The sequence below is a fragment of the Streptomyces sp. TSRI0107 genome (assembly GCF_001905845.1).
Taxonomy (GTDB): domain Bacteria; phylum Actinomycetota; class Actinomycetes; order Streptomycetales; family Streptomycetaceae; genus Streptomyces.
Genome location: NZ_LIVZ01000001.1, coordinates 892,283 through 914,096, shown reverse-complemented (window position 1 = coordinate 914,096; position 21,814 = coordinate 892,283). Strand labels below are relative to the sequence as shown.

The following is a 21,814-nucleotide window of genomic DNA, read 5'->3' as shown; positions in this document are numbered from 1 at the left end:
TGCCACCACGGCGGCCCCGGGGCCCGGCCCGGCTCCCGGCAGCGCTGCCGGGAGCCCTTTCCCCTCACCCACTCAGGGAACCGTCCGCCCCTAGGAAGCCGCTCGCGCCCCGCTCGCCCGCGAGCGGCCCCGGTTCGAACACCGGGACGACAAGGAGCCCGGGCGCGTCAGGACGCCCGGGCTCCGGTCTCGGGTGCGGCTGCCGTGCCGTCAGCCGTGCTTCTCGAAGTCCACCTCGGGCAGCCGGCGGTCCAGCGCGGCCGGGAGCCACCAGGCCCTGGGCCCCATCAGCTGGAGCGCGGCGGGCACGATGAGGCAGCGGATGATCACGGCGTCGACGAAGACCGCGACGGCCATGCCGAAGCCGAACTGCTGGAGCATCCGGTCGCCGCCGAGCATGAACGCGCCGAAGACGGCGATCATGATCGCGCCCGCGGCGGTGACGACCGAGCCGGTGTGCGCCAGTCCCTCGCGGATCGCGGTGGTGGCGTCCTGGGTGCGCAGCCACTCCTCACGGATGCGGGAGATGATGAAGATCTCGTAGTCCATGGAGAGACCGAAGACGATCGCGAAGATCATGATCGGCAGGTAGGCCTCGATCGGCCCGGGCTCCACGCCGAACCAGCCCTTCTGGAAGACCAGGACCATGGCGCCCAGCGAGGCCGCGATGCTCAGCAGGTTCAGCAGCGCCGCCTTGAGCGGCACCAGCACCGAGCGGAACACGGCGACGAGGATCAGCAGCGACAGGCCGACCACGATGGCGACGAACACGGGCATGCGGTCCGAGACGGTGTCGGCGTAGTCGATGACGGCGGTGGTGGCGCCGCCCACGAGGTAGCGGGCGCCGGTCTCCTGCTCCAGGTCCACCAGGACGTCGTCGCGCAGGGTGTGCACCAGGTCGGTGGTGCGCGCGTCCTGCGGCGAGGTCTCCGGGAAGGCGATCACGGTGAACGCCTTGCCGTCCTCGGCGGGGATCGGCTCGGTGGCGGCGGCGACGCCGTCGGTGCCGTTCAGCGTCCGGGTGAGCGCCGTGCCCGCCGCGTCGTCGCCCTCGGCGACCACCACGAGCGGGCCGTTGAAGCCGGGGCCGAAGCCGTCGGCGAGCAGGTCGTAGGCCTTGCGGCTGGTGCTGCTCGCCGGGTCGTTGCCCGCGTCGCCGAAGCCCAGCCGCAGATCGAGCGCGGGGACGGCGAGCGCGCCCAGCGCGACCACGGCCAGCAGCAGGGCGGCCAGCGGGCGGCGCTGCACCAGGCCCGCCCAGGCGCGCCAGCGGGCTTCTCCGCCGCCCACCTTGCCCTTGGCCTCCCGCTTGGCCGCCCGAGCCCGGAACTGGCGGGCGAAACGGTTGCCGAACAGGGCGAGCAGCGCGGGCAGCAGGGTGAGCGAGGCGATCATGGTGACCAGGACGGTGAGCGCGACGGCGACCGCGGTGCCCTGGAGCGAGCCGATCCCGAGGGCGACCAGGCCGAGCAGGGCCACGATGACCGTGCATCCGGCGAAGAAGACGGTGCGGCCCGCGAGGTCCAGGGCGCGCCGGCCGGCCTCCTCCGGGGTCGCGCCGCGCACCAGTTCGCTGCGGTAGCGGGCGAAGATCAGCAGCGCGTAGTCGATGCCGACGCCGAGTCCGACCAGCATCATGATGTACGGCGTGTAGCTGGCGATGGTGAAGACGTGCGACAGCAGGATGATCGCGCCGAGGGTGCTGCCGACGGCGAACACGGCGGTGACGACGGGCAGTCCGGCCGCGATGACGGTGCCGAACATCAGGCCGAGGATGACGAGCGCGGCGAGCATGCCGGCGCCCTCGGCGGCGCCGCCCTCCGGCTCGGCGAGGGTGCGCGCGGCCTCGCCGCCGAGTTCGACGGTGAGGCCGCCGGACCGGGCGGTCATCGCGGTGTCGTGGATCCGCAGGGTGTCGTCCCTGGTCATCTCCTCGGACCGGCCCTCCAGGACGACGGTGGCGTAGCCGACGGTGCCGTCCTCGGAGACGGCCTGTTCGTCCTGGTAGGGGCTGCGCACCTGGGCGACCTTGGGCAGGCCGGCCACCTTGTCCAGCATGGCCGTGACCCGGCGGCGGGTGTCGGCGCCGGCCAGGCCCGCCTCGTCGTGCAGCACGATGTCGAGGGTGTCGCCGGCCTGCGCGGAGCCGTGCTCGCGCATGGTCTCCAGGGCCTGCTGGGTCTCCGTGCCGGGCAGTGAGAAGTCGTCGCGGTAGGCGTCGCCGGCGGCGGTGGCGCCGCCCCAGACGGTGAACAGGACCACGACCCACAGCAGCAGTGCCGTCCACCGGTGCCGCTGGGCGAAACCGGCGGTGCGCTCCAGCAGGGAGCGGCGGTGTGGGGGTGGCGGCGGTGTGGGGGTGTCGCCCCGGACCGGTGTCATGGTCACCATGAACTCCTTGTTGAGACAGGACGTTCAGTGATGCCACAGCGGTGTCGAGCCCGGCTCGAGCCGCTGCCGAGCACGGCGGCGCGAGGGGCGCTCAAGCGGGACTCCAGGCATCCTCGACCACAACTCCCTTTCATCGTAGGTGAATTCACTACCCTGTCCCATATGTGGCTTATCGGGTTACTGGGGGCATTCGCCGTCATCGTCCTTCCCGCACTGCTCGCCCGGCGACTGCTCGGCATACGGGCCGGCGCGCTGCGGGTGGTGCTCGCCGCGCTGGTCGGCGTCTCGGTGTCCGGGACGCTCGTCGGACCGCAACTGCAGAACGCCGGGGGCGGCTGGGCACTCCTGCCGCTGATGCTCGGCATCGGACTGCTGACCGCGATGGTCTGCCTCGTCCTGCTCGACCTGATCGTGGCGGACCGCCGCGTCCGCCCGCTGGGCTGGGTGCGGGCCGTACGGGGGCGCCTGGCCCGCACCCGCCGCTACTCCGAGATCCTCGCCATCATCGGACGGCACGGCCTCGGCCCCTACGTCACCGGCCGGTCCCGGGGCGGCGGCACCCGCCACCAGCAGCTCGCCCACGAACTGCGCGAGGCCCTGCAGGCCGGCGGCACCACCTTCGTGAAGCTGGGCCAGCTGATGTCCACCCGCCGCGACCTGCTGCCCGAGGCGTACGTCACCGAACTCAGCCGGCTCCAGGACCAGGTGCCGCCCGCGCCCTGGCCGCAGGTCGAGGCCGTGCTGCTGGAAAGCCTCGGCGCGCCACCGCAGGAGGTGTTCGCCGAGTTCGACCCTGAACCGCTCGCCGCGGCCTCCGTCGCCCAGGTGCACGCCGCCGTGCTGCGCGACGGCACCCGCGTCATCGTCAAGGTGCGGCGCCCCGGCATCCGCGACGCCGTCGAACGCGACCTGGACATCGTCGGACGGCTCGCCCGCACCCTGGAGAACCGCACCGAATGGGGCCGCTCGCTGGGCCTGACCGAGCTCGCCCACGGGTTCTCGGTCGCGTTGCGTGAGGAACTCGACTTCCGGGTCGAGGCACGCAACCTCACCATGGTGCGGCGGGCCGCCGAGGAGCGCCGCGACGGCAGCGTCACGCTGCCCGCGGTGTACGAGGAACTGAGCACCGAACTTACCCTGGTGATGAGCCGCATCGACGGCGTACCGCTCGGCCAGGCCCGGCCGGACAGCCCCGAGCACGGGGCGAAACTGGCGCGGACCCTGCTCACCGCGCTCCTCGACCAGATCATGTACGACGGGGTCTTCCACGCCGACCCGCACCCCGGGAACATCCTGCTGCTGCCCGACGGGAGCCCGGCGCTGCTCGACTTCGGCTCGGTGGGGCGGCTCGACGGCGGGCTGCGCTCCGCCATGGTCGGCCTGTTCCTCGCCGTGGACCGCGGTGACCCGGCCGCCCTGCGCGACGCCCTGCTCGAAGTGACCGAGCGGCCCGAGGACGTGGACGAACAGCGGCTGCAGCGGGCGCTCGGCCAGTTCAGCGGCCGGCACCTCGCCCGGGGCGCCGCCCCCGACGTACGGATGTTCACCGATCTGTTCCGGCTGGTCGCCGACTTCCGGCTGGCCGTACCCCCCGAGATGGCGGCGGTGTTCCGGGCGCTGGCCACCCTCGAAGGCACGCTCAGCCGGGTCTCGGCGGACTTCGACATCCTCACCGCCTCCCGGTCGTACGCCTCGGCCCGGTTCAGCCGGCAGCTGGAACCCGAGACCGTACGGGACGCCGCGCGCGACGAACTCCTCACCCTGCTGCCGGTGCTGCGCCGCCTGCCCCGGCGCCTGGACCGGATCACCGGGGCGCTGGAGGAGGGCCGGCTCGGGGTGAACGTCCGCCTCCTCGCGGACGCGCGCGACCGGCGGGTGATCGGCGAACTGCTCAGCCGGGTGCTGCTGGCCGGACTGGGCGTCTTCTTCGGAGTGCTCGGGGTGCGGCTGCTCGGCCTGGAGGGCGGCCCGGAGGTGACGGCGGACCTCAGCCTGTACGCGCTGATCGGCTATCACCTGCTGGTGGTGTCGGCGGCGGTGGTGCTCCGCACGATCCATGTGCTGACCCGGCCGCTGTCCTGACGGCGGACGGGACCCGGACCCGCGCCCCTCACACGGAAACGGTGAGGGGCGCGTCCGCGTCCTTCGGCGGGAACGCGAGAACGGCCCGGGGAGCACCGCGGCGGACGACCCGGCCCCCGTCCATCACCAGCACCTCGTCCATCGCCTCCAGTCCCACCGTGCGGTGGGTGACGAGGATCAGGGAAGTGCCCCGGGTGGAGGCGAGCACGTCGGCCAGCACCGCGTCGGCGGTCGCCGGGTCCAGGCCCTCGGTCGGTTCGTCGAGCAGCAGCAGCGGCGGCGCGGCGAGCAGGGCGCGGGCGAGGACCAGCCGCCGGCGCTGGCCCCCGGAGAGCCGGTCCCCGTCGGAGCCGACCACCGTGTCGAGCCGTCCCGGCAACGACCGCACCCACTCCAGCAGACCCGCCCGGCGCAGCGCGTCGTGCAGCTGGGCGTCCGTGGCGCCGGGGCGGGCGGGCAGCAGGTTGTTCCGTACGGTGGTGTGGAAGACGTGCGCGTCCTGCAGCGCCCCGCTGACCGTGCGCCGCAGCTCCGTCTCGGACACCCGCGCCAGGTCCGCGCCGCCGAGCCGGATCTCGCCCCCGCACGGCACGGCGAACCGGGCGATCGCGGCGAGCAGCGTCGACTTGCCCGCCCCGCTCGCCCCGACGACGGCCACCCGCCGCCCGGGCGGCAACTCCAGATCGACCCCGCGCAGGGCGAGCGGCCCACCGGGGCGGTGACGTACGGAGAGGCCCCGGACGGAGAGATGCGCGGCAGGGGGCGTCCGGTGGGCGGCGGGGGCCGCGGGGGCCGGGGCGACGGCACCGTCAGGGGACGCCGTCGCCCCGGCGGTCGCGGGTGTCAGCAGGGCCTGGACGCGGCGGGCGGTATCCGGGAGGGCGGTGAGGTGCTGGGCTGCCGTGGGGAGGGGGGCCAGGACTTCGAAGGAGGCCAGGGTCAGCAGGGGCAGGGTCACCGACCACACACCGGGCACGGACCGTGCGCAGACCACGGCGACCGCGACGGTCGTGGCGCCCTGCACCACCGTCAGCGCGGCAGCGGCCAGCACGTTCAGCAGGGCGGCGCCCCGGTCGTGGGCGCGCAGGCGGCGGGCGGTGCCGACGGCCCGCTCGGTCTCCCGGTCCGCCGCGCCGAAGACCCGCAGGTCCGCCGCGCCGTCCAGCAGGTCGGCGGTCCGCACGGCGAGTTCCGCGCGCAGGGCCGCACCCCGCCGCGCGGCGCGGGCCGACGCGGCGGCGGTCAGCGCGGGCACCAGCAGTCCGCCGCACGTCAGGCCGAGCGCCAGGACGAGCGCGGCGGGCGGGGAGACCAGCGCCGCGCAGCCGACCGCGACGACGGACACCGCGGTCGCGGACAGCGCGGGCAGCGCCACCCGCAGCAGCGCGTCCTGGACCAGGTCGACGTCGGCCACCAGCCGGGAGGCGGCGTCGGCGTCCCGTACCGTGCGGGCGTCCTCGTGGGCGGGCCGGCGGGCCAGCGCGCCGAACACCCGGCCGCGCAGCCGGGCCACCGCGCGCAGGGCCGCGTCATGGCCGGCCAGCCGCTCCCCGTACCGGAAGAGACCGCGGGTGACGGCCAGCGCCCGCACCGCGACGATGGCCACCGACAGCGCGCCCATCGGGGGGTGCTGGGCGGCGCGCGCGATGAGCCAGGCGGCCAGCGCCATCAGCGTCACCCCGGCCAGGTCGGCGGCGAGCGCGAGGCCCGCGGCGGGCAGCAGCCGCCGCAGCGGTCCCGCCGTGCGCAGCACCGAGAACAACGCCCTCACCGGGCCACCTCCCTCTCGCGGACCGTCCCGTCCCGTACGTCGAGCCGGCGGTCGGCGCCGTCGAGGAGCCTCGCCCGGTGCGCGACCACGAGGACGGTCCGGCCGGTCATCAGCCGTTCACCGGCCGCCAGGACCGCCGACTCGCTGTCGGCGTCGAGGCCGGCCGTGGGTTCGTCGAGCAGGACGAGCGGCGCGTCCCGCAGGAAGGCGCGGGCCAGCGCGATCCGCTGCCGCTGTCCGGCGGACAGTCCGGTGCCGCGGGCGCCGAGCCGGGTCGCGTAGCCGTCGGGCAGCGCGGCGACGAAGTCGTGGGCGGCGGCGGCACGGGCGGCGCGTACGACGTCCTCGTCGGTGGCGTCGGGGTCGCCGAGCCGGATGTTGTCGGCGACGCCGCGGTCGAAGAGGTACGGCCGCTGCGGCACCCAGCCGATGCGCCGGCGCCAGTCGTCCAGGTCGAGCGAGGCGAGGTCCTGTCCGCCGACGAGGACGCGGCCCTCGTCGGGCCGCACCAGGCCGAGGAGCACGGCGAGCAGGGTGGACTTCCCGGCGCCGCTGGGGCCGGTCAGGGCGACGCGCTCGCCCGGTTCGACGGTGAAGGAGACCTGGTGGAGGACGGGCCGGGGTCTGCCGGGGAGCCGGACGGTGACGTTCTCGAAGCGGATGCGGACCGGCCCCTCGGGGCACTTCGCGGCCCCGGCGGCTCCGGCCGCTCCGGTGCTTCCGGCGTTCCCGGTGCCTTCCGCGTTCCCGCCCTCGGCGTCGAGCAGGGCGAACGCCTCGCGGGCCGTCGCCGTGCCCTCCGTACCGGCGTGGAACTGGCTGCCGAGCGCGCGCAGCGGCAGATACGCCTCCGGGGCGAGCAGCAGCACCGTCAGCGCGGTCGTCAGGTCGAGGGAGCCGTGCAGCAGGCGCAGGCCGACCGGGACGGCGATCAGGGCGAGCGAGAGGGTGGCGACGGTGTCCAGGACCAGGGTGGACAGGAACGTGATGCGCAGGGTGCGCATGGTGGCCCGGCGATGGGAGTCCGCGACACCGGCGACGATGTCCTCCTGGGCCTCGGCGCGGCCGAACGTGCGCAGGGTCGGCAGGCCGCGCAGGGCGTCGAGGAAGTGCCCGCCGAGCTGGGCGAGGGCCGCCCACTGGCGGGCCGTGGCGTCCCGGGTGTGCAGTCCGACGAGGGCGCCGAAGACCGGGATGAGCGGCAGGGTGACCAGCAGGATCGTCGCGCCGAGCGGGTCGTGCAGCAGCATCGCCGCCAGCACGGCGGGCGGCACCAGCGCGGCCACCAGGATCTGCGGCAGATAGCCGACGAGGTACGGGTCGAGGGCGTCCAGGCCGCGCGTGAGCAGGGTGCTGATCTCGCCCGTACGGCGGTCCTGGGCGTCGTAGCCGCTGCGGCGCGCGGCGGCCCGGAGCAGTCGGGTGCGCAGTTCGAGCTTGATCCCGGCGGCGGCCCGCTGTGCGGCGGCGGCCCGCAGCCAGCCGGCGAGGCCGCGTGCGGCGACCGCCACGGCGACCCAGGCGACGGCCGCGGCCGTGGGCCCGCGCCCGGTGAAGGTGTCGCCGAGCAGCCGGGCCAGCGCCAGCGCCTGTCCGACGGTGCCCGCCGCGCCGAGCAGCACCCCGGCCGCGACGAGCGCGCCCGCTCCCCGGACGCGGGGGGTCAGCCCGAGCAGCCGCGCCCGTACCGCCCGGTCACCGCCCGAGTCCGGCCGCCGCACCGCCCGGTCACCGGACTCGGCCACCGCGCTCCGCCGCCCCGTGCCGGGCGCCTCGCCGGCGCCGGAGCCGCCCGGCACGGTCCGCCGGGACGGCCCCGTGCCGGGCACCGCCCGGTCACCGGACTCGTCCCCGGCGTCCCGGCGCCGGCGCGGCCTGTCGTCCTGGAACCCGGTCACCACGTCTCCCCCGTTCGTCACCGGTTCGGCTCGCTCAAGGGGCGGCGCCCCGTCAGAAGTACGCCGGGGAACGCTCGTCCGCCTTGGCGCGGTGGGCCCACCACTGCATGGCCTGGAAGGCGAGCAGCACGGGCAGGACCAGCAGCACGACGGGGCCGACGACGCTGAGCGTGGAGGGGTCGGCCGCGGCGTCGGAGACCGAGACGTGCTCGCCGGTGCCGTGGCGGCTGACGACCACCTCGGGGAAGTGGGCGGCACCGAGCAGCAGTACCGGGGCCAGGGCGGCGAAGGCGCTGACGACGGGGGCCTTCCAGCCGGCGGACGACGTCAGCCGGGGGGCCAGCAGCAGGGCGGCGACGGCGGCCAGGAACAGCAGCACGGCGGGCAGCGGGTTGAGCAGTCCGTCGCGTGCGGTGCCGTCGGCGACGGCGGTGACCGCCGTGAGGGCGGCGAGGGCGGCCGCCCCGGGCGCCAGCCGGCGGGCGAGGTCCGCGGCCCGCCCGGAGACGGGCCCCTCGGTGCGGACCGCGAGGAACACCGCGGCGTGCACGGCGAAGACGGCGACGGCGGTCAGCGCGGACAGCACGGTCACCGGGCGCAGCAGCACCCCCGCGTCGACGGAGAGGTGGCCGTCCTCGACCGGTACCGCGCCGAGCAGCGCGCCGCCGAGGGTGCCCCACATCAGCGCGAGGACCAGGCAGGCGATCCGGACCAGGGCGTCCCAGCGGCGGTGCGCGCGCTCGCCGGAGACCCGGCGGCGGAACTGGGTGGCGGCCTCGCGCACCAGCAGGGCGGCGACGGCGAACACGATCACCGGGTACATCCCGCTGATGACGCTCGACTCCAGGCCGGGGAAGCCGCCGAGGGTGATGCCGGCCGCGGCGACCAGCCAGACCTCGTTGCCGAGGAAGAACGGCCCGGTGGCGGCGGCGACGGTGTGCCGTTCGGCGTCGTCACGGGCCAGCCACCGGCCGATGATGCCGGTGCCGAGGGTGATGCCGTCCAGGGCGAGGTAGCCCGCGAGGAAGAGCCCCAGCAGCGCGTACCAGATGTTGTGCCACACGATGAACTCCCAGTGCGTTCGGCGCCGTCGGGCTGTCAGAAGGTCGGGGCGGAGGACGAGGCGGAGGACCGGGCGGAGGCCTGCCGCGGGAGGTCCGGCAGGTCGGGGGCCTCGGCGGAGGTCTCACCGGGGGTACGGCCGAGGTGCGAGCCGTCGGGTCCGCGCCGCGCGAACCGCAGCAGCAGCGCCCAGTCCACGACGAGGAGGACGACGACGAGGGTGCCGAAGACGAGCAGCGAGGTGAGGACGGTGCCGTAGCCGAGTCCCGGGGTGACCGCGTCCTCGGTCTTCAGCAGGCCGTAGACGGCCCAGGGCTGGCGTCCCACCTCGCGGAAGATCCAGCCGGAGATGTTCGAGACGTACGGCAGGACGAGGGCGGCGGTGAGCAGCCACAGCAGCACCTTGCGGCGGATCAGGTTCCGCTTGATCATGAACAGCACGCCGATGACCGCGATCAGCATCATGAACAGCGCCGGGATGATCATCACGAATTCTGCGGTCTGGCTGAACCCGGGCGGGAAGTAGTTGTCGGGCCCGAACTTCTGCGTGAAGGTCTCGACCATGTCCTTGGCCCGTTCGGACCGTTCGCCGTACTTGGTCGGCGTCTGCTTCACGGAGTGCCCGATCTGCAGGCCGCCCAGCGAGGCGGTCACCAGGATGAACACCGGGGTGAGCGGCAGCGCCAGCTTCATCGAGGACCAGAAGAACTCGTCGTGGCCGGTGCGCTTGCGCAGGTGCCAGGCGCTGACGGCGATGATGAAGAACGATCCGGTGACCGCGGCGGCGGCGAGGATGTGGAACGCCGCGGACAGTGCGTTGGAGTTGGTGAGCAGGGCCGTGAAGTCGGTGAGGCGGGCCTCCCCGTCCTTCATCTCGTAGCCCACCGGGTGGTTGAGGAAGCCGTTGGCGGTGAGGACGAAGAAGACCGAGGAGTACGCGGTGAGCGCCACCAGCCACAGCATCACGGTGTGCGTGACCCGGCCCATCCGGTTCCAGCCGAAGATCCACAGGCCGAGCAGGGTGGACTCGGCGAAGAACGCGACGAGGGTCTCGATGGCCAGCGGGGCGCCGAAGACGTTGCCGACGAAGTGGGTCAGTCCGCTCCAGGTGAGCCCGAACTGGAACTCCATCACGATGCCGGTGCCGATGCCCAGGGCGTAGTTGATGACGTAGAGCTGGCCCCAGAAGCGGGTCTGCCGGCGGTGGGCTTCCTTGCCGGTGACCGCCCAGCGCGTCTGCATCACCACCAGGTAGGTGACCAGCCCGAGCGTCAGCGCGACGAACAGGAAGTGGGCGATGGCGGTGATGGCGAACTGGAGCCGTGCGAGTACGAGCACGTCGTCCACGATGGTTCCCCTCGGTCGGCTGAGCAGCCGTGTGTCGGTGGTGGCTTTGCGTCGTTCAGCGGGTGGATGGACGGCCTCCCCACTTCAGCCGAGCCGGCTGGAGGGGCGCTCGAGCGGTGCTTGAGCCGGGGGCCGCGGCCGTCCCTGACGCCGGGACGGCCGCGGCCGGTGCCGGACGGCCGGTCAGGAATGGCTGGAGTAGGCGAGTTCGTCGTGCTCGATCGCCAGCTCGTCGGTGTACACGAGGTCGAGGTAGCGCTCCCCCCGGTCGGCCAGCAGGGTCAGGACGCGGCTGGGGCGCGGAAGGTCGGGCAGCAGTTCCTCGACGGCGGCCACCACCGAGCCGGAGGAGCCTCCGGCGAAGATGGCCTCCTGGCGCAGCAGCCGGTGGCAGCCGCGGATGGCGGCGGCGTCGTCGATGTGCACCACCCGGTCGATCTCGGCGGGCGTGAGCAGTTCCGGCACCCGGCTGGATCCGACACCGGGCAGCATCCGCGGCCCCGGTGGTGTGCCGAAGATGACCGAGCCGACGGCGTCCACCGCCACCACCCGCATCCGGGGCCACACGCGGCGCAGGCCGCGGGCGAGTCCGTGCAGGGTGCCGGTGGTGCTGACGGCGGCCACCAGGACGTCGACGGGTTCCGGGCAGTCGTCGATGACCTCGCGGGCGGTGGTGACCGCGTGGGTCTCCCAGTTGAGGTGGTTGGCGTACTGGTTGATCCAGACGGCGTCCGGGTCCTCGGTCAGCAGGTCCTGCACCCGGGCGAGCCGGGTGTGCAGATAGCCGCCCGCGGAGTCGACCTCGCGGACCATCTCGATCTCGGCGCCGTACTGGCGGAGGATGCGCAGGTTGGTGCGGGAGGCGTTGGGGTCGACGACGGCGGTGAACCGCAGCCCGTAGCGGACGGCGACCATGGCGAGCGCCACGCCGAAGTTCCCGGAGGTGCTCTCGACGATGTGGGTGCCGGGGCGGATCATGCCGTCGCTGATGCCGCGCTCCACGATGTAGCGCGCGGAGCGGTCCTTGACGCTGCCGCCCGGGTTGAGCATCTCGAGCTTGGCGAGGACCTCGACGCCGTCCTGGGGGAAGAGCCGGCTCAGCCGGACGAGCGGGGTGCCGCCGACGCAGTCGGTGATGGAGTCGTGGATCACGCCGTCTCCTGGTGGGCGGTGGGGGCGCCGAACAGCGCGCGGCACCCGTCGAGTCCGTGGATCTCGGTGGTCACCTCGGCGGCGGGGCTCAGCTCCCACTGGGCGCGGGTCATGCGCCAGCGGGTGAGCACCACCGGTTCGCCCCGCCGGTCCTGCACCTCGATGCCGTCCGGCTGGTAGCCGAGCTTCTTGTTGACGCCGAGGGCGGCGGAGTTGTCCTCGTACACGGCGGAGGTGGCGTGCCGGGCACCCAGCCCCGCGAAGGCGAGGTGGAGTGCCGCGGCCCGCATCTCGGTGCCGAGGCCGCGGCCCTGGTGACCGCGGGCCAGCCAGCTCTCGCTCGCCGCTTCCCGCAGGCGGGGGAAGTTGCGGGCTTGGAGGCCCTGGACGCCGACCGGGCGGCCGTCCAGGAACACGGCGAGGCCGAGGTTCCAGTAGTCGGGGCGGCTCAGCGCGAGTCCCTTCCACAGGTACTGCAGGACTCGGCCCGCCACGACCTGCGGCAGCGCGTTGCTCCAGCCGCCCTGGAAGGGTGATGCGTCGGGGGCGTGGATGCCCTGGTCGGCGACGAGTTCGGCGAGCGAGCGCAGATCGCTCTCGTCGGGGACGCGCAGCTCCAGCCGCGGGGTGGTGAGCCGGAGCCGGAACTGGGGCGCCCAGACCGCGAGTGCGGCGCGGTGGCCGCCGGGGGCGGACGCCGATCCGTCGCGCGGTGCGCCCGGCATGGTCCGGGTGCTTTCAGCGATGTTCTCTGCCATGGGGGAATGCTCCGCAGGCGGTCTCAACGGGTGGTGGAAGACGTCTTGACGTGCGGACGGGCGGTGATCCCGGGCGCGGGCACGCGGATCTCCCGCCGGCGGCCGGACGTCAGCCGTACGACGCCGGTCACCAGGCCGGTCAGGATGATCAGCGGCCACAGCACGTCGGGCAGGGCTCCGACCGTCCCTCCGAGCCCGAGCAGCCCGAACGCCGCGGCGCGCAGCCGGCGCAGCCGGGCCGGTCCGGGCGCCGGTACGGCGAGCAGGACGCCGGCGACGAGCACGGCGCCGGCGGCCGCCGGGTCGAGGACGCCGAGCGCGTCGAAGGCGTCGCCGAAGGAGCCGCGCACGGCGGCCAGCGGCGGCACCACCCAGAACCAGGCGAGACCGGCGGCGGCGAGCGCGCCGGCGAACCGTTCGGGGGTGCCGTGCCACCGTCCCCGCATGCCCCGCTCGGCGAGGTCGACGGCGTTGAACGGGCCGTACAGGACGGGCCGCCGGCCCAGCAGCAGCACCGGCAGGGCGGCCAGTTCGATGCCGCCGTACCCGGCGAGCCCGGCGACCAGCACCGAGAACTCGACGTACAGGGCGACGCCCAGCGCGGGGCCGTCGGGCAGGACGCCGATCGGGTAGAGCAGCATCGGCAGCAGGAGCAGGGCGCCGCCCGGCCAGCCCGACAGCCCGTTGCGGGCGCCGCGTGCCAGCAGCGGCCCGAGCAGGACGAGGAGCCCGGTGTAGGCGGCGGCCAGGCCGAGGGCCGTACCGGCGGCCGCGAGGAGTTCGCCGCCGCCGTGCTCGGGGGCCTTGGTGGTGAGGATGTGGGTGAGGGCGGCGGCGCCCGCCGCGACGCGTACGGCCCGGCCGACCGGCCCGGCGTCCCGTCCGAGGACGAGGGCCCGGCCGCGGCCGGTGGTGCCCGCCGCGCTCACAGCTCCACCCGCACGCCGTAGCGGCGCAGCCAGTCGTTCAGGCCGAGCAGCATCTCGACGTTGGCCCGGGCGACCCAGGCGCGCATGCCGCTGTCCAGGACGGACGGGTCGTCGATGAGGGCCCGCACCCCGGCGGTGTCGGCGAGCGGCGCGGCCGGTGCGGAGGGGTCGGCGAGCAGGGCCGCCATGCCGTCGCACAGGGCGTGGCCGTAGGCCGGGTCCTGGGTGACGGGGTAGGGGCTCTTGGCGCGGTTGACGACGTCGTCGGGGAGCAGGTCGGCGACGGCGGCGCGCAGCAGGGACTTCTCGCGGCCGTCGAAGCTCTTCAGCGACCACGGCACGTTGTAGGCGTAGTTGACCAGGCGCCAGTCGCAGAACGGCATGCGGGTGCCGAGACCGGCCGCCGAGCCGAGGGACTCGTCGTGGCTGAGCAGGGTCTCCAGCCAGCGGGTGAGGTGGAAGTAGGTGATCTCCCGCATGCGCAGGGTCTGGCCGCTCTCGCCGTCCAGGCGCGGCACCTCGGCCATGCTGGTCGCGTACGCGTCGGCGCAGTAGCCGTTGAGGTCGAGCTTGCCGAGCAGGTCGGGGGCGAGCAGGTCGCCGCCGAGGCCGTGCTTGCCGCCGCCGAAGCGGGCCATGGCCACCCAGGGCAGGGTGGGGGCCTCGACGAGTTCCTTGTTGTGGACCCAGGCGAAGCCGCCGAACACGGCGTCCGCGATCTCGCCGAGCAGCACCGAGCCGACATGTTCGCGCACCGCCCGGCACAGCAGGTGCAGGGAGGTGTTCATGTTGCCGAGCGGGCTGGGCACGTCCTTGGCGCGCAGCACGGCCGCGCGCACCGCCGGGTCGATGATGTCGGCGGTGTCGAGGACGAGGTCGGTGTGCTCGGTGCCCAGGTGCCGGACGACGGACTGTACGAACGGCGCGTCGGGGCTGCCCCAGATCTCGTCCTGCTTGAACTCCTCGGCGGAGCCGAAGGAGACCGTGAAGGTGCGCACGGTGCCGCCGCCGCGCTCGGCGAGCGCCTGGTGGGCGAGGGCGGTGACGGCGCTGGAGTCGATGCCGCCGGACAGCAGGATGCCGGGGACGGCCCCGGTGCCCAGGCTGCGGCGGACGGAGGCGCCGAGCAGCTCTCGGATCCGGGCGATGGTCTCCGCCTGGTCGTCGGTGTGCTCCTGGGCGGTCAGCTGCCAGTACCGGTGGCTGGTGCGGCCGGCGCGGGTGAAGCGCAGCACATGGCCGGGCGGCACCTGGGCGAAGCCCTTGAGGATGCCGTGTCCGGAGGTGCCGGCGTAGGAGAACAGCTCGCGCAGGCCGTCGGCGTCGATGACCGGTTCGACGGCGGGGTGGGCGAGGATCGCCTTGCGCTCGGAGCCGAACAGCACGCCGGAGGCGAGCGGGTAGTAGTAGAGCGGCTGGTTGCCGAGCCGGTCGCGGGCCAGCACCAGTTCCTGGTCGCGCTCGGACCAGACGGCGGCGGCGAAGGCCCCGTCGAGGTGTTCGGCGAACCGCTCGCCCCAGCGCAGCCAGGCGCGGCCGACGAGTTCGGCCTGGGTGACGGGGCGGCCGGTCACCCCGAGGTCGGCGCGCAGGCCCTCGGCGTCGTACAGGGTGCCGGTGACGGCGGCGGCGAGCACGGTGCGCCCGCCCTCCTCCAGCACCCACGGCTGGCGCGGGGCGCCGGTGCCGTCCGCGTCGGACCAGCGGGCGCCGACGGCGGCGTGCTCGGCGGTCCACAGCTTCTCCCCGTCGGGGCCGCGCTGGGCGAGGGAGGCGGTCATGGCGAGCAGCGCGGGCCGTTCGCGCCGCAGATCCCGTTCGGGGTCGATCCATCCTGCGATTCCGGACACGGCGTGGGGCTCCTCTCGGTGGGAGCTCCGAACAGGCTGGGCGTCCGATCAGCGCGCGGCGGCCAGCCTGTTCGGAGCTCTACGGGAGCCACAGGCTGGCCGCGGTACCTCAAGTTTGACTGGACGGCCTCTCCAGCAGCCGTGCGGACGATGCTCCGCGGACGGGATCCGGTCGATCCGGGTCCGGCCGTTCGTACCGGAAGGGAGTGTGGCTGTGGGCAAGGAGCCCGAGGAACTTGTGGAGCGGTCCGAGGAGTCGACGGACGTTCTGATCGTGGGCGGCGGCATCACCGGACTGAGCTGTGCGCTGTTCCTGCGGCACCACGGGGTGCGGTGCGCGCTGGTGGAGCGGCACGCGTCGACCTCCGTCCACCCCCGGGCGTGGGGGTGGTACCCGCGGACGCTGGAGCTCTTCCGCTCCGTCGGGGTGGAGGAGCCGGTGCTGCGGGCCGCCGCCGGCTACGCGGAGCACCGCCGGCAGGCGACCGTGGAGTCGCTGGCGGGCCGGGAGCTGAAGGCGGCCATGCTGCCCGAGCCGGGCGATCTGAGCGCCGTGACGCCGTCCCGGCAGATCTCGCTGGGCCAGGACGTCATGGAGCCGATCGTCCGCGAGGCCGCCGACCGGGCGGGGGCGGTGCTGCGCTACGGCACCGAACTGACCTCGTTCGAGCGGCCGGAGGGCCCGGACGGCCCGGTCGTCGCCACGGTGAAGGACCGCGACACCGGCGAGGAGCGCCGGGTGCGGGCCCGCTGGCTGGTCGCCGCGGACGGCGGGCGCAGCCCGGTGCGGGAGACGCTGGGCATCCGCCGGGTCGGCCGGGGCACCCTCCAGCACCAGGTGAGCATCCTGTTCCGCGCGGACCTGAGCGGGCCGCTGGCCGGGCGCCGGTTCTCCATCTGCCAGATCGAGAACGCCGACATGAGCGGCGCGGTGCTGGGCCACGACGACACGCTGGGGCGCGGCACGCTGATCCTCCAGTACCGCCCCGAGCAGGGCGAGACACCGGAGGACTTCGGCACCGAGCGCAGTGTGCGGCTGGTCCGTTCGGCGATCGGCGTGCCGGACGCGCCGGTGGAGATCATCGGTGTGCTGCCGTGGGAGCTGGCCGCGCTGTCCGCGGAGCGGTTCCGGGACGGCTCGGTGTTCCTGGTCGGGGACTCCGCGCACGTGATCCCGCCGATCGGCGGCTACGGCGCCAACACCGGTGTGCACGACGCGCACAACCTGGCCTGGAAGCTCGCCGCGGTGCTGCGCGGCGAGGCGGGTGAGGGGCTGCTCGACACGTACGACGCGGAGCGCAGGCCGGTCGCGGAGGCGACCATCGAGCAGGCGCAGCTGCGGCTGCTGGTGCGGTCGGGGCGGGCCGGTGAGGAGCAGCGCCGGGCCACCGTGGACGTGCTGGCCGTGATGCTCGGGCACGCCTATCCGGCCGTCGCCGAGCCGGGTGTGAGCCTGGCCCGGTTCCGGGAGCCGGCGGAGCTGTCCGGGGAGCCCGGCACGCGTGCCCCGCATGTGCCGGTGCTGCGGCGCGACGGGGAGGTGGACCGGCCCGGCTCGCTGCTGGACCTGTACGGCTCGTCGCTGGTGCTGGTGTGCGGCGCCGACGGCTCGCCGTGGCGGCGGGCCGGTGAGGACGCCGCGCGCCGGGTCGGGGCGCGGCTGCGCACGGTCGCGTTCGGCGCGGAGCTGCGGGACGGGTCGGAGGAGGGCTGGCACCGGCGCTACGGGGTGAGCGCCGACGGTGCCGTGCTGGTGCGTCCCGACGGCTTCGTGGCCTGGCGTTCGGCCGGTGCCGTGGCGGACGGTGCCGCCGTCCTGGAGGCGGCCCTGCGGCGCACGCTGGTGCGGGACGCGGACTGAGCACGCGGAAGGGGCCGCCGTCCGGGAGGACGGCGGCCCCTTGGCGTTGCGGGGAGGCAACGGATGAACCGTGCTACGACACGCGGAAGTTGGCCATCATCGCCATGTCCTCGTGCTCGAGGTTGTGGCAGTGGAAGACGAACTTGCCGGTGTGGTCGTCGAAGCGGACCAGCAGGCTGAGCTTCTCGTTGGGCATCATGCGCGCCGTGTCCTTCCAGCCGACGTCCTCGGGGTTGACCGAGGTGGAGCCGCCGCGCTTGTACACCTGGAAGGGCGACAGATGCAGGTGGATCGGGTGGTGGGTGGTGGAGCTGAACTCCCAGATCTCGATCTCGCCGCGCTTGACGTCGGCCCAGCTGCGGTCGGTGCTGAACGGATAGCCGTTGATCTTGTAGACGTAGTGCCCGTTCTCCTGGTTGCGGGCGAGGGTGAAGGACCGGGTGCGGACGGCCTTCGCGGGGTCGAGCCGCTCGAGAGTCGACAGCGTCGCCGGCACGGAGGTGTTGTCCGTGATCCTGTCGCCGACCACGAACTGCATGACCTCGGCGGTGGAGCCGTCGCCGAGGCTGTTCTCCATGGTGACCTTGGTGCCAGGGGCGTACAGGCCGAAGTTCACGATCACGTCGAAGCGCTCGCCCGGCACCATGTAGACGGAGTCCATCTCCTGCGGCTTGGCGAGGAGTCCGCCGTCGCTCGCGACCAGGGTGAAGGGCTCGCCGGACGGGGGCTCCGGGTCCAGCTTGATCCGGTAGCGGCGGGAGTTGGAGGCGTTGACCAGCCGCAGCCGGTGGCGGGCGCCCGGCACCTGGAGCCGCGGCCAGGGCACGCCGTTGACCAGGATGACGTCCCCGGTCATGCCGTTGTGCGCGTCGCCGGTGACGCCGGGGGTGGTCTTCAGGGTCGGGTCGATGGACGGGTAGGACAGCGCGCCGTTGGAGTCGAAGGCCCGGTCCATGATCATCACGGGGATGTCGCGGTCGCCCTTGGGCAGCGGCAGCGCGTCCTCCTCCGCGTCGCGGACGATGTACAGGCCGGCCAGCCCGCGCCAGACCTGCGGCCCGGTGAAGTCCATCCGGTGGTCGTGGTACCAGAGCGTGGCCGCCCGCTGGGCGTTCGGGTACGTGTAGTTCCTGGTGCCCTCGGCGGTCGTGCCCTCCATCGCCACACCCGAGTGGTGCTGGTGGGCCGACGCGGTCCAGCCGGAGGTGGGCAGCAGCAGGTCGGTCGGGTAGCCGTCGCTCTCCGCCGGCGTCTTGCCGCCGTGCAGGTGGGTGACGATCGGCACGGGCAGGTCGTTGCGGGTCCGCACGACCGCCGTACGGCCCTTGCGGACCTCGAAGGTGGGGCCGGGGAACGTGCCGTTGTAGCCGAAGATCTCGGTCTGCACGCCGGGCAGGATCTCCACCTTGGCGGTGTGGGCCCGTACGTCGAAGTAGTCGGTGGTGCCCTCGGACGAGGTCGGCTTGATGACCGGCGGCCGTTTGAAGGCGAGGGTGAAGCGCTCCGGCAGCGGCACGTCCCCGGACTGTATGACGCCCTCGCCGTCGCCGCCGCTGTTGCAGCCGGCCGCGAACGGGAGGATCAGCCCGGTGGAGGTGACGCCCAAGGCGCCCAGGAATCGGCGTCGTGAAAGAGACATGTGCCTTCCTAGTCGATGACGATGAGCGAGCGGTCCAGCGTGGTCAGGAGCCGGTTGCCGTCGGACTCGACGACAAAGGGGTCCTCTACGTGGACGCCGCCGAGGCCGAACTCGTAGTACGGCGTCTCGGAATTGACGACGGTTCCCTCCTCGATCACGTCCCCGTTGCCGGGCGTGAGGAGGACCGGCTCGTAGATCTCCGCGCCGATGCCGTGACCGACGTGGTGCCTGCGGTAGTGCGGCACACCGGCCGCCCGTACCGCCTCCACGGTGCGGTCGAACAGCTCGCCGCCCGTCATGCCGGCCTTGGCGCCGTCCAGCGCGGCCTGCTCGCCCGCCAGCATCGCCGCGTACACCGCGGCCAGCCGGGGCGCGGGCTCGCCCAGGCAGGCGGTCCGGGCGATGTCGGACCAGTAGCCGCGCCAGGTGCAGCCCACGTCGAACCAGATCGAGTCGCCGCGCCGCAGCCGGGTGTCCGACGGCCGGGTCTGTCCCAGCACCCCGTCCCGGCCGAACTTGATCAGGGTGAACCGCGGGCGGCCGCCCGCCCGCGCGACGGCCGTCTCGAACTCCCGCACCATGTCCCGCTCGGTGACGCCCTCGGCGGCGATGCCCAGGGCGGCCCGGATCCCGGACTCCGCGATGGCCGCGGCCTCGGCGATCCGGTGGGTCTCCGCCTCCGTCTTGACCTTGCGGACCTGCTGGAGCACGGCCGCGGCGGGGCGCACCGCGGCGCCCGGCAGGGCCTCGGCGAGCCGGTCGAGGAAGCCGAGCGGGGCGGCGTTCTCGTCCACGCCGACCCGCGCGTTCGCCAGCCCGGCCTCGGTGAGGATCCGCACCAGGGCGCCCAGGGCGTCCGGCGCGGGCGGGGCGTCCACCCCGATCTCCTTGAACCGCTCCTCGCGCGGGGTGAGTTCCAGCCCCTCCGGAAGCTCGCGGTGGAACGTCCCGTAGGCGACGACGCCGCTCAGCGCGGTCGTGGCGTCCAGGAACTGGTCGACGTCGCCGCGCGAGCTGGCGAAGTACGGGGCGTCCGGGCGGTCCCGGGTCACCACGGCCAGCGCGCGGCTGCTGTACGGGTGGTTCTGGCCGCCGACGCTGGAGATCCCCGTCAGGTACAGCACGTTCTCCGCCGACGTGGCGACCAGGACGTCCAGGCCCGCCTCGTCCAGGTGCCGGGCGAGGCGCCGGGCGCGCGAACCGTCGGCGGTCACAGCGCGAGCCTCACCCGGTAGTGGTCCAGCCACAGGTTCAGCTGGAGCATCAGCTCCACGTCGGCCCGGGCCATCCGGTCCTTGGTCAGCCGCTCCAGGCTCGCCGCGACCGCACCGGCCGCCTCCACGTCCATGATCTGCCGCACCGGCGCGTCCGGGTCGGCGAGCACCGCCTTCATGGCCCGCTGCAGACCGGCCGGGTAGTCGGGGTGGTTCGACACCGGGGAGGCGCTGCGGTGCCGGTTGAGCACCGACTCCGGCAGCAGGTCGGCGACGGCCGCGCGCAGGATGCCCTTCTCGATGCCGCGCCGGTTGTGCATCTCGTTGGGGATGTTGTACGCGTACTGGACGAGCTCCGGGTGGTTGATCGGCGTACGCAGCTGGAGGCCGGCCGCCGAGTAGGAGCCCGCGTCGATGCCGAAGCGGGTGTTCATCAGGTAGGCGACGCGCCGCATGTGGCGCTGCCACTCGTCCTCCTCGGGCAGGTACTCGACCTCGGCGACCGCGGTGGAGTACACGTCGCGGTAGTACGTCGGGAAGTCGAGCGCGGCGAGCGCGTCGGCGTTGAACAGGCCGGTGCCGAAGCCGTTGGCGGCGCCGAACTTCTGGGCGAGCGCCACCCAGGGGAAGGTCCCGGACAGCACCAGGTCCTTGTGCGTGAACCAGGTGGCGCCCTGGAAGTACTTGTCGCCGCCGTACCCGGCGAAGACCACCTTGCAGCCCTCCTGCGCGGCGCGCTGCACCGTCAGGTACTGGGCGGTGTCCATGTCGTACTGGCGGGTGGGGAAGTCCTTCGACTTCAGCATCCCGACCCGCACGATCGGGTCGAGGATGTCACCGGTCTCCAGCTCCACCAGGGTGTGGTCGGCGCCGATGTGCGTGGCGACCTCGGTGGCGAACGGCGTGTCGTGGGTGCTGCGCATGACGTCCGCGCGGAACTCGCTGCTGCGGAACTCGATGGTGAACGCGCGCAGGCTGCCGCTCTGCGAACGGGCCAGCGAGTCCGCGGCCAGGCCCGCCACGGCGGAGGAGTCGGCGCCGCCCGAGAGCATCACCAGCATCTGGGACGGGTCCTCGGTCAGGTTGTCCTCGACGCTGCGCGCCAGGATCTCGCGCACCCGGGCGACGGTCGTGTCGTAGTCGTCGGTGTGCGGCTGGGTGCTGATGCCCCAGTACTTGCGGCGCTTGAGACCGTCGCGGCCCCAGCGGGCGATCTCGGCGGCGCCGACCCGGTCGAAACCGGAGAAGATGCCGCCGTGCGGCAGCGCCTGGGACACCGCCTCGCGCAGTCCGGCCGCGTCGACGACCGGGTCCACCTCGGGGTGGGCGAGCAGCACCTTGCGCTCGGAGCCGAACACCATGCCGGTGGAGGTGCGGGTCCAGTACAGGGGCTGGCCGCCGAGGTGGTCACGGGCGAGAACCATCTCCTCGGTGCGGCCGTCCCAGATCGCCACCGCCCAGGCGCCGGTGAGCCGGGGCAGGAAGCCGTCGCCCCACTCGCGGTAGGCGTGCGCGACCAGGGCCGTCGGCCCGGCCGACGCCGGCACCCGCACCCCGGCGGCGGCCAGGTCGGCGCGCACCGCCTCGGTGCCGGTCGGCCAGCCGGTGACACAGGCCACGATGTCGTGCTCGCCGGCGGGCAGCACGAACGGCTGCTCGTCCGTCAGTCCGTCGAGGTGCAGCAGCCGGGCGCCGAGCGCGGCGTGCTCGCCGGTCCACACCGCCTCCCCGTCCGGCCCGCGCTGCGCCAGCGTGGACGCCATCGCCGTGACGACCGGCCGATGCCTGCGCAGGTCCCTTTCGAAGTCGATCCAGCCAACGAGCCCGGACACGGCGTCACCTCTGTTCCCACGTGAAGTT

At 73.9% G+C, this 21,814-nt stretch carries 14 protein-coding genes; 2 read left to right on the top strand and 12 right to left on the bottom strand.

Translation table 11 applies throughout. From position 1 onward, the window contains the following. Positions 1-210 precede the first annotated feature (210 nt). Positions 211-2,382, bottom strand: a complete 2,172-nt coding sequence (locus tag AMK31_RS04115; protein WP_385312011.1) for an MMPL family transporter — start codon at positions 2,380-2,382, stop codon at positions 211-213. Between the two features lie 171 nt (positions 2,383-2,553). Here AMK31_RS04115 and AMK31_RS04110 point away from each other — a divergent pair, with 171 nt between their 5' ends. After that, positions 2,554-4,473, top strand: a complete 1,920-nt coding sequence (locus AMK31_RS04110; protein WP_073938898.1) for an ABC1 kinase family protein — start codon at positions 2,554-2,556, stop codon at positions 4,471-4,473. Between the two features lie 28 nt (positions 4,474-4,501). On the opposite strand, the gene cydC is transcribed toward AMK31_RS04110, so the two are convergent. The 8 genes from cydC to asnB all read right to left on the bottom strand — a co-directional run bounded on the left by cydC (position 4,502) and on the right by asnB (position 15,240). Beyond that, entirely contained in the window at positions 4,502-6,244 is a 1,743-nt protein-coding gene (gene cydC, locus AMK31_RS04105; protein WP_079186663.1) for a thiol reductant ABC exporter subunit CydC, read from the bottom strand. Then, positions 6,241-8,163 (bottom strand): thiol reductant ABC exporter subunit CydD, encoded by a 1,923-nt coding sequence (cydD, locus tag AMK31_RS04100; protein WP_241842523.1) that lies wholly within the window; start codon positions 8,161-8,163, stop codon positions 6,241-6,243. The genes cydC and cydD overlap by 4 nt, the downstream gene beginning before the upstream one ends. Positions 8,164-8,194: 31 nt before the next feature. Then, positions 8,195-9,205, bottom strand: a complete 1,011-nt coding sequence (locus AMK31_RS04095) for a cytochrome d ubiquinol oxidase subunit II (RefSeq protein ID WP_158074515.1) — start codon at positions 9,203-9,205, stop codon at positions 8,195-8,197. Positions 9,206-9,240: 35 nt separating this feature from the next. Then, the gene (locus AMK31_RS04090; protein ID WP_241842522.1) at positions 9,241-10,542 is read right to left on the bottom strand and encodes a cytochrome ubiquinol oxidase subunit I; all 1,302 of its coding nucleotides are present in this window, start codon (positions 10,540-10,542) and stop codon (positions 9,241-9,243) included. Between the two features lie 192 nt (positions 10,543-10,734). Continuing rightward, positions 10,735-11,703, bottom strand: a complete 969-nt coding sequence (gene sbnA, locus AMK31_RS04085; protein WP_073938895.1) for a 2,3-diaminopropionate biosynthesis protein SbnA — start codon at positions 11,701-11,703, stop codon at positions 10,735-10,737. Further along, on the bottom strand, positions 11,700-12,461 hold the full coding sequence (locus AMK31_RS04080) for a GNAT family N-acetyltransferase (protein WP_241842521.1): 762 nt from the start codon (positions 12,459-12,461) through the stop codon (positions 11,700-11,702). The genes sbnA and AMK31_RS04080 overlap by 4 nt, the downstream gene beginning before the upstream one ends. A 23-nt stretch (positions 12,462-12,484) precedes the next feature. Then, a complete protein-coding gene (locus AMK31_RS04075) occupies positions 12,485-13,390 on the bottom strand; it encodes a DUF6410 domain-containing protein (RefSeq protein WP_073938894.1) in 906 nt (301 codons plus the stop codon). Then, positions 13,387-15,240 carry an asparagine synthase (glutamine-hydrolyzing) gene (asnB, locus tag AMK31_RS04070; RefSeq protein ID WP_073938893.1) on the bottom strand — a complete coding sequence of 618 codons (1,854 nt, stop codon included), beginning with the start codon at positions 15,238-15,240 and terminating at the stop codon, positions 13,387-13,389. Before asnB ends, AMK31_RS04075 begins: the two co-directional genes overlap by 4 nt. 214 nt (positions 15,241-15,454) lie before the next feature. On the opposite strand from asnB, the gene AMK31_RS04065 reads away from it, so the two are divergent. After that, positions 15,455-17,101 carry an FAD-dependent oxidoreductase gene (locus AMK31_RS04065; RefSeq protein ID WP_241842520.1) on the top strand — a complete coding sequence of 549 codons (1,647 nt, stop codon included), beginning with the start codon at positions 15,455-15,457 and terminating at the stop codon, positions 17,099-17,101. A gap of 73 nt (positions 17,102-17,174) precedes the next feature. Here the strand turns inward: AMK31_RS04065 and AMK31_RS04060 are convergent, their stop codons facing one another. Genes AMK31_RS04060 through AMK31_RS04050 form a run of 3 tightly spaced genes read right to left on the bottom strand, consistent with a single transcriptional unit; the run spans position 17,175 to position 21,786 of the window. After that, the gene (locus AMK31_RS04060; RefSeq protein ID WP_073938892.1) at positions 17,175-18,740 is read right to left on the bottom strand and encodes a multicopper oxidase family protein; all 1,566 of its coding nucleotides are present in this window, start codon (positions 18,738-18,740) and stop codon (positions 17,175-17,177) included. An 8-nt stretch (positions 18,741-18,748) separates the two neighbouring features. Continuing rightward, on the bottom strand, positions 18,749-19,954 hold the full coding sequence (locus AMK31_RS04055) for a M24 family metallopeptidase (protein WP_073938891.1): 1,206 nt from the start codon (positions 19,952-19,954) through the stop codon (positions 18,749-18,751). Next, entirely contained in the window at positions 19,951-21,786 is a 1,836-nt protein-coding gene (locus AMK31_RS04050; protein ID WP_073938890.1) for an asparagine synthetase B family protein, read from the bottom strand. The genes AMK31_RS04055 and AMK31_RS04050 overlap by 4 nt, the downstream gene beginning before the upstream one ends. Positions 21,787-21,814 lie beyond the last annotated feature (28 nt).

Bases quoted from the DNA above. Each gene is read 5' to 3' on its own strand.
- AMK31_RS04115 (WP_385312011.1), bottom strand. From the start codon at position 2,382: ATGACACCGGTCCGGGGCGACACCCCCACACCGCCGCCACCCCCACAC.
- AMK31_RS04110 (WP_073938898.1), top strand. From the start codon at position 2,554: ATGTGGCTTATCGGGTTACTGGGGGCATTCGCCGTCATCGTCCTTCCC.
- AMK31_RS04080 (WP_241842521.1), bottom strand. From the start codon at position 12,461: ATGGCAGAGAACATCGCTGAAAGCACCCGGACCATGCCGGGCGCACCG.
- AMK31_RS04060 (WP_073938892.1), bottom strand. From the start codon at position 18,740: ATGTCTCTTTCACGACGCCGATTCCTGGGCGCCTTGGGCGTCACCTCC.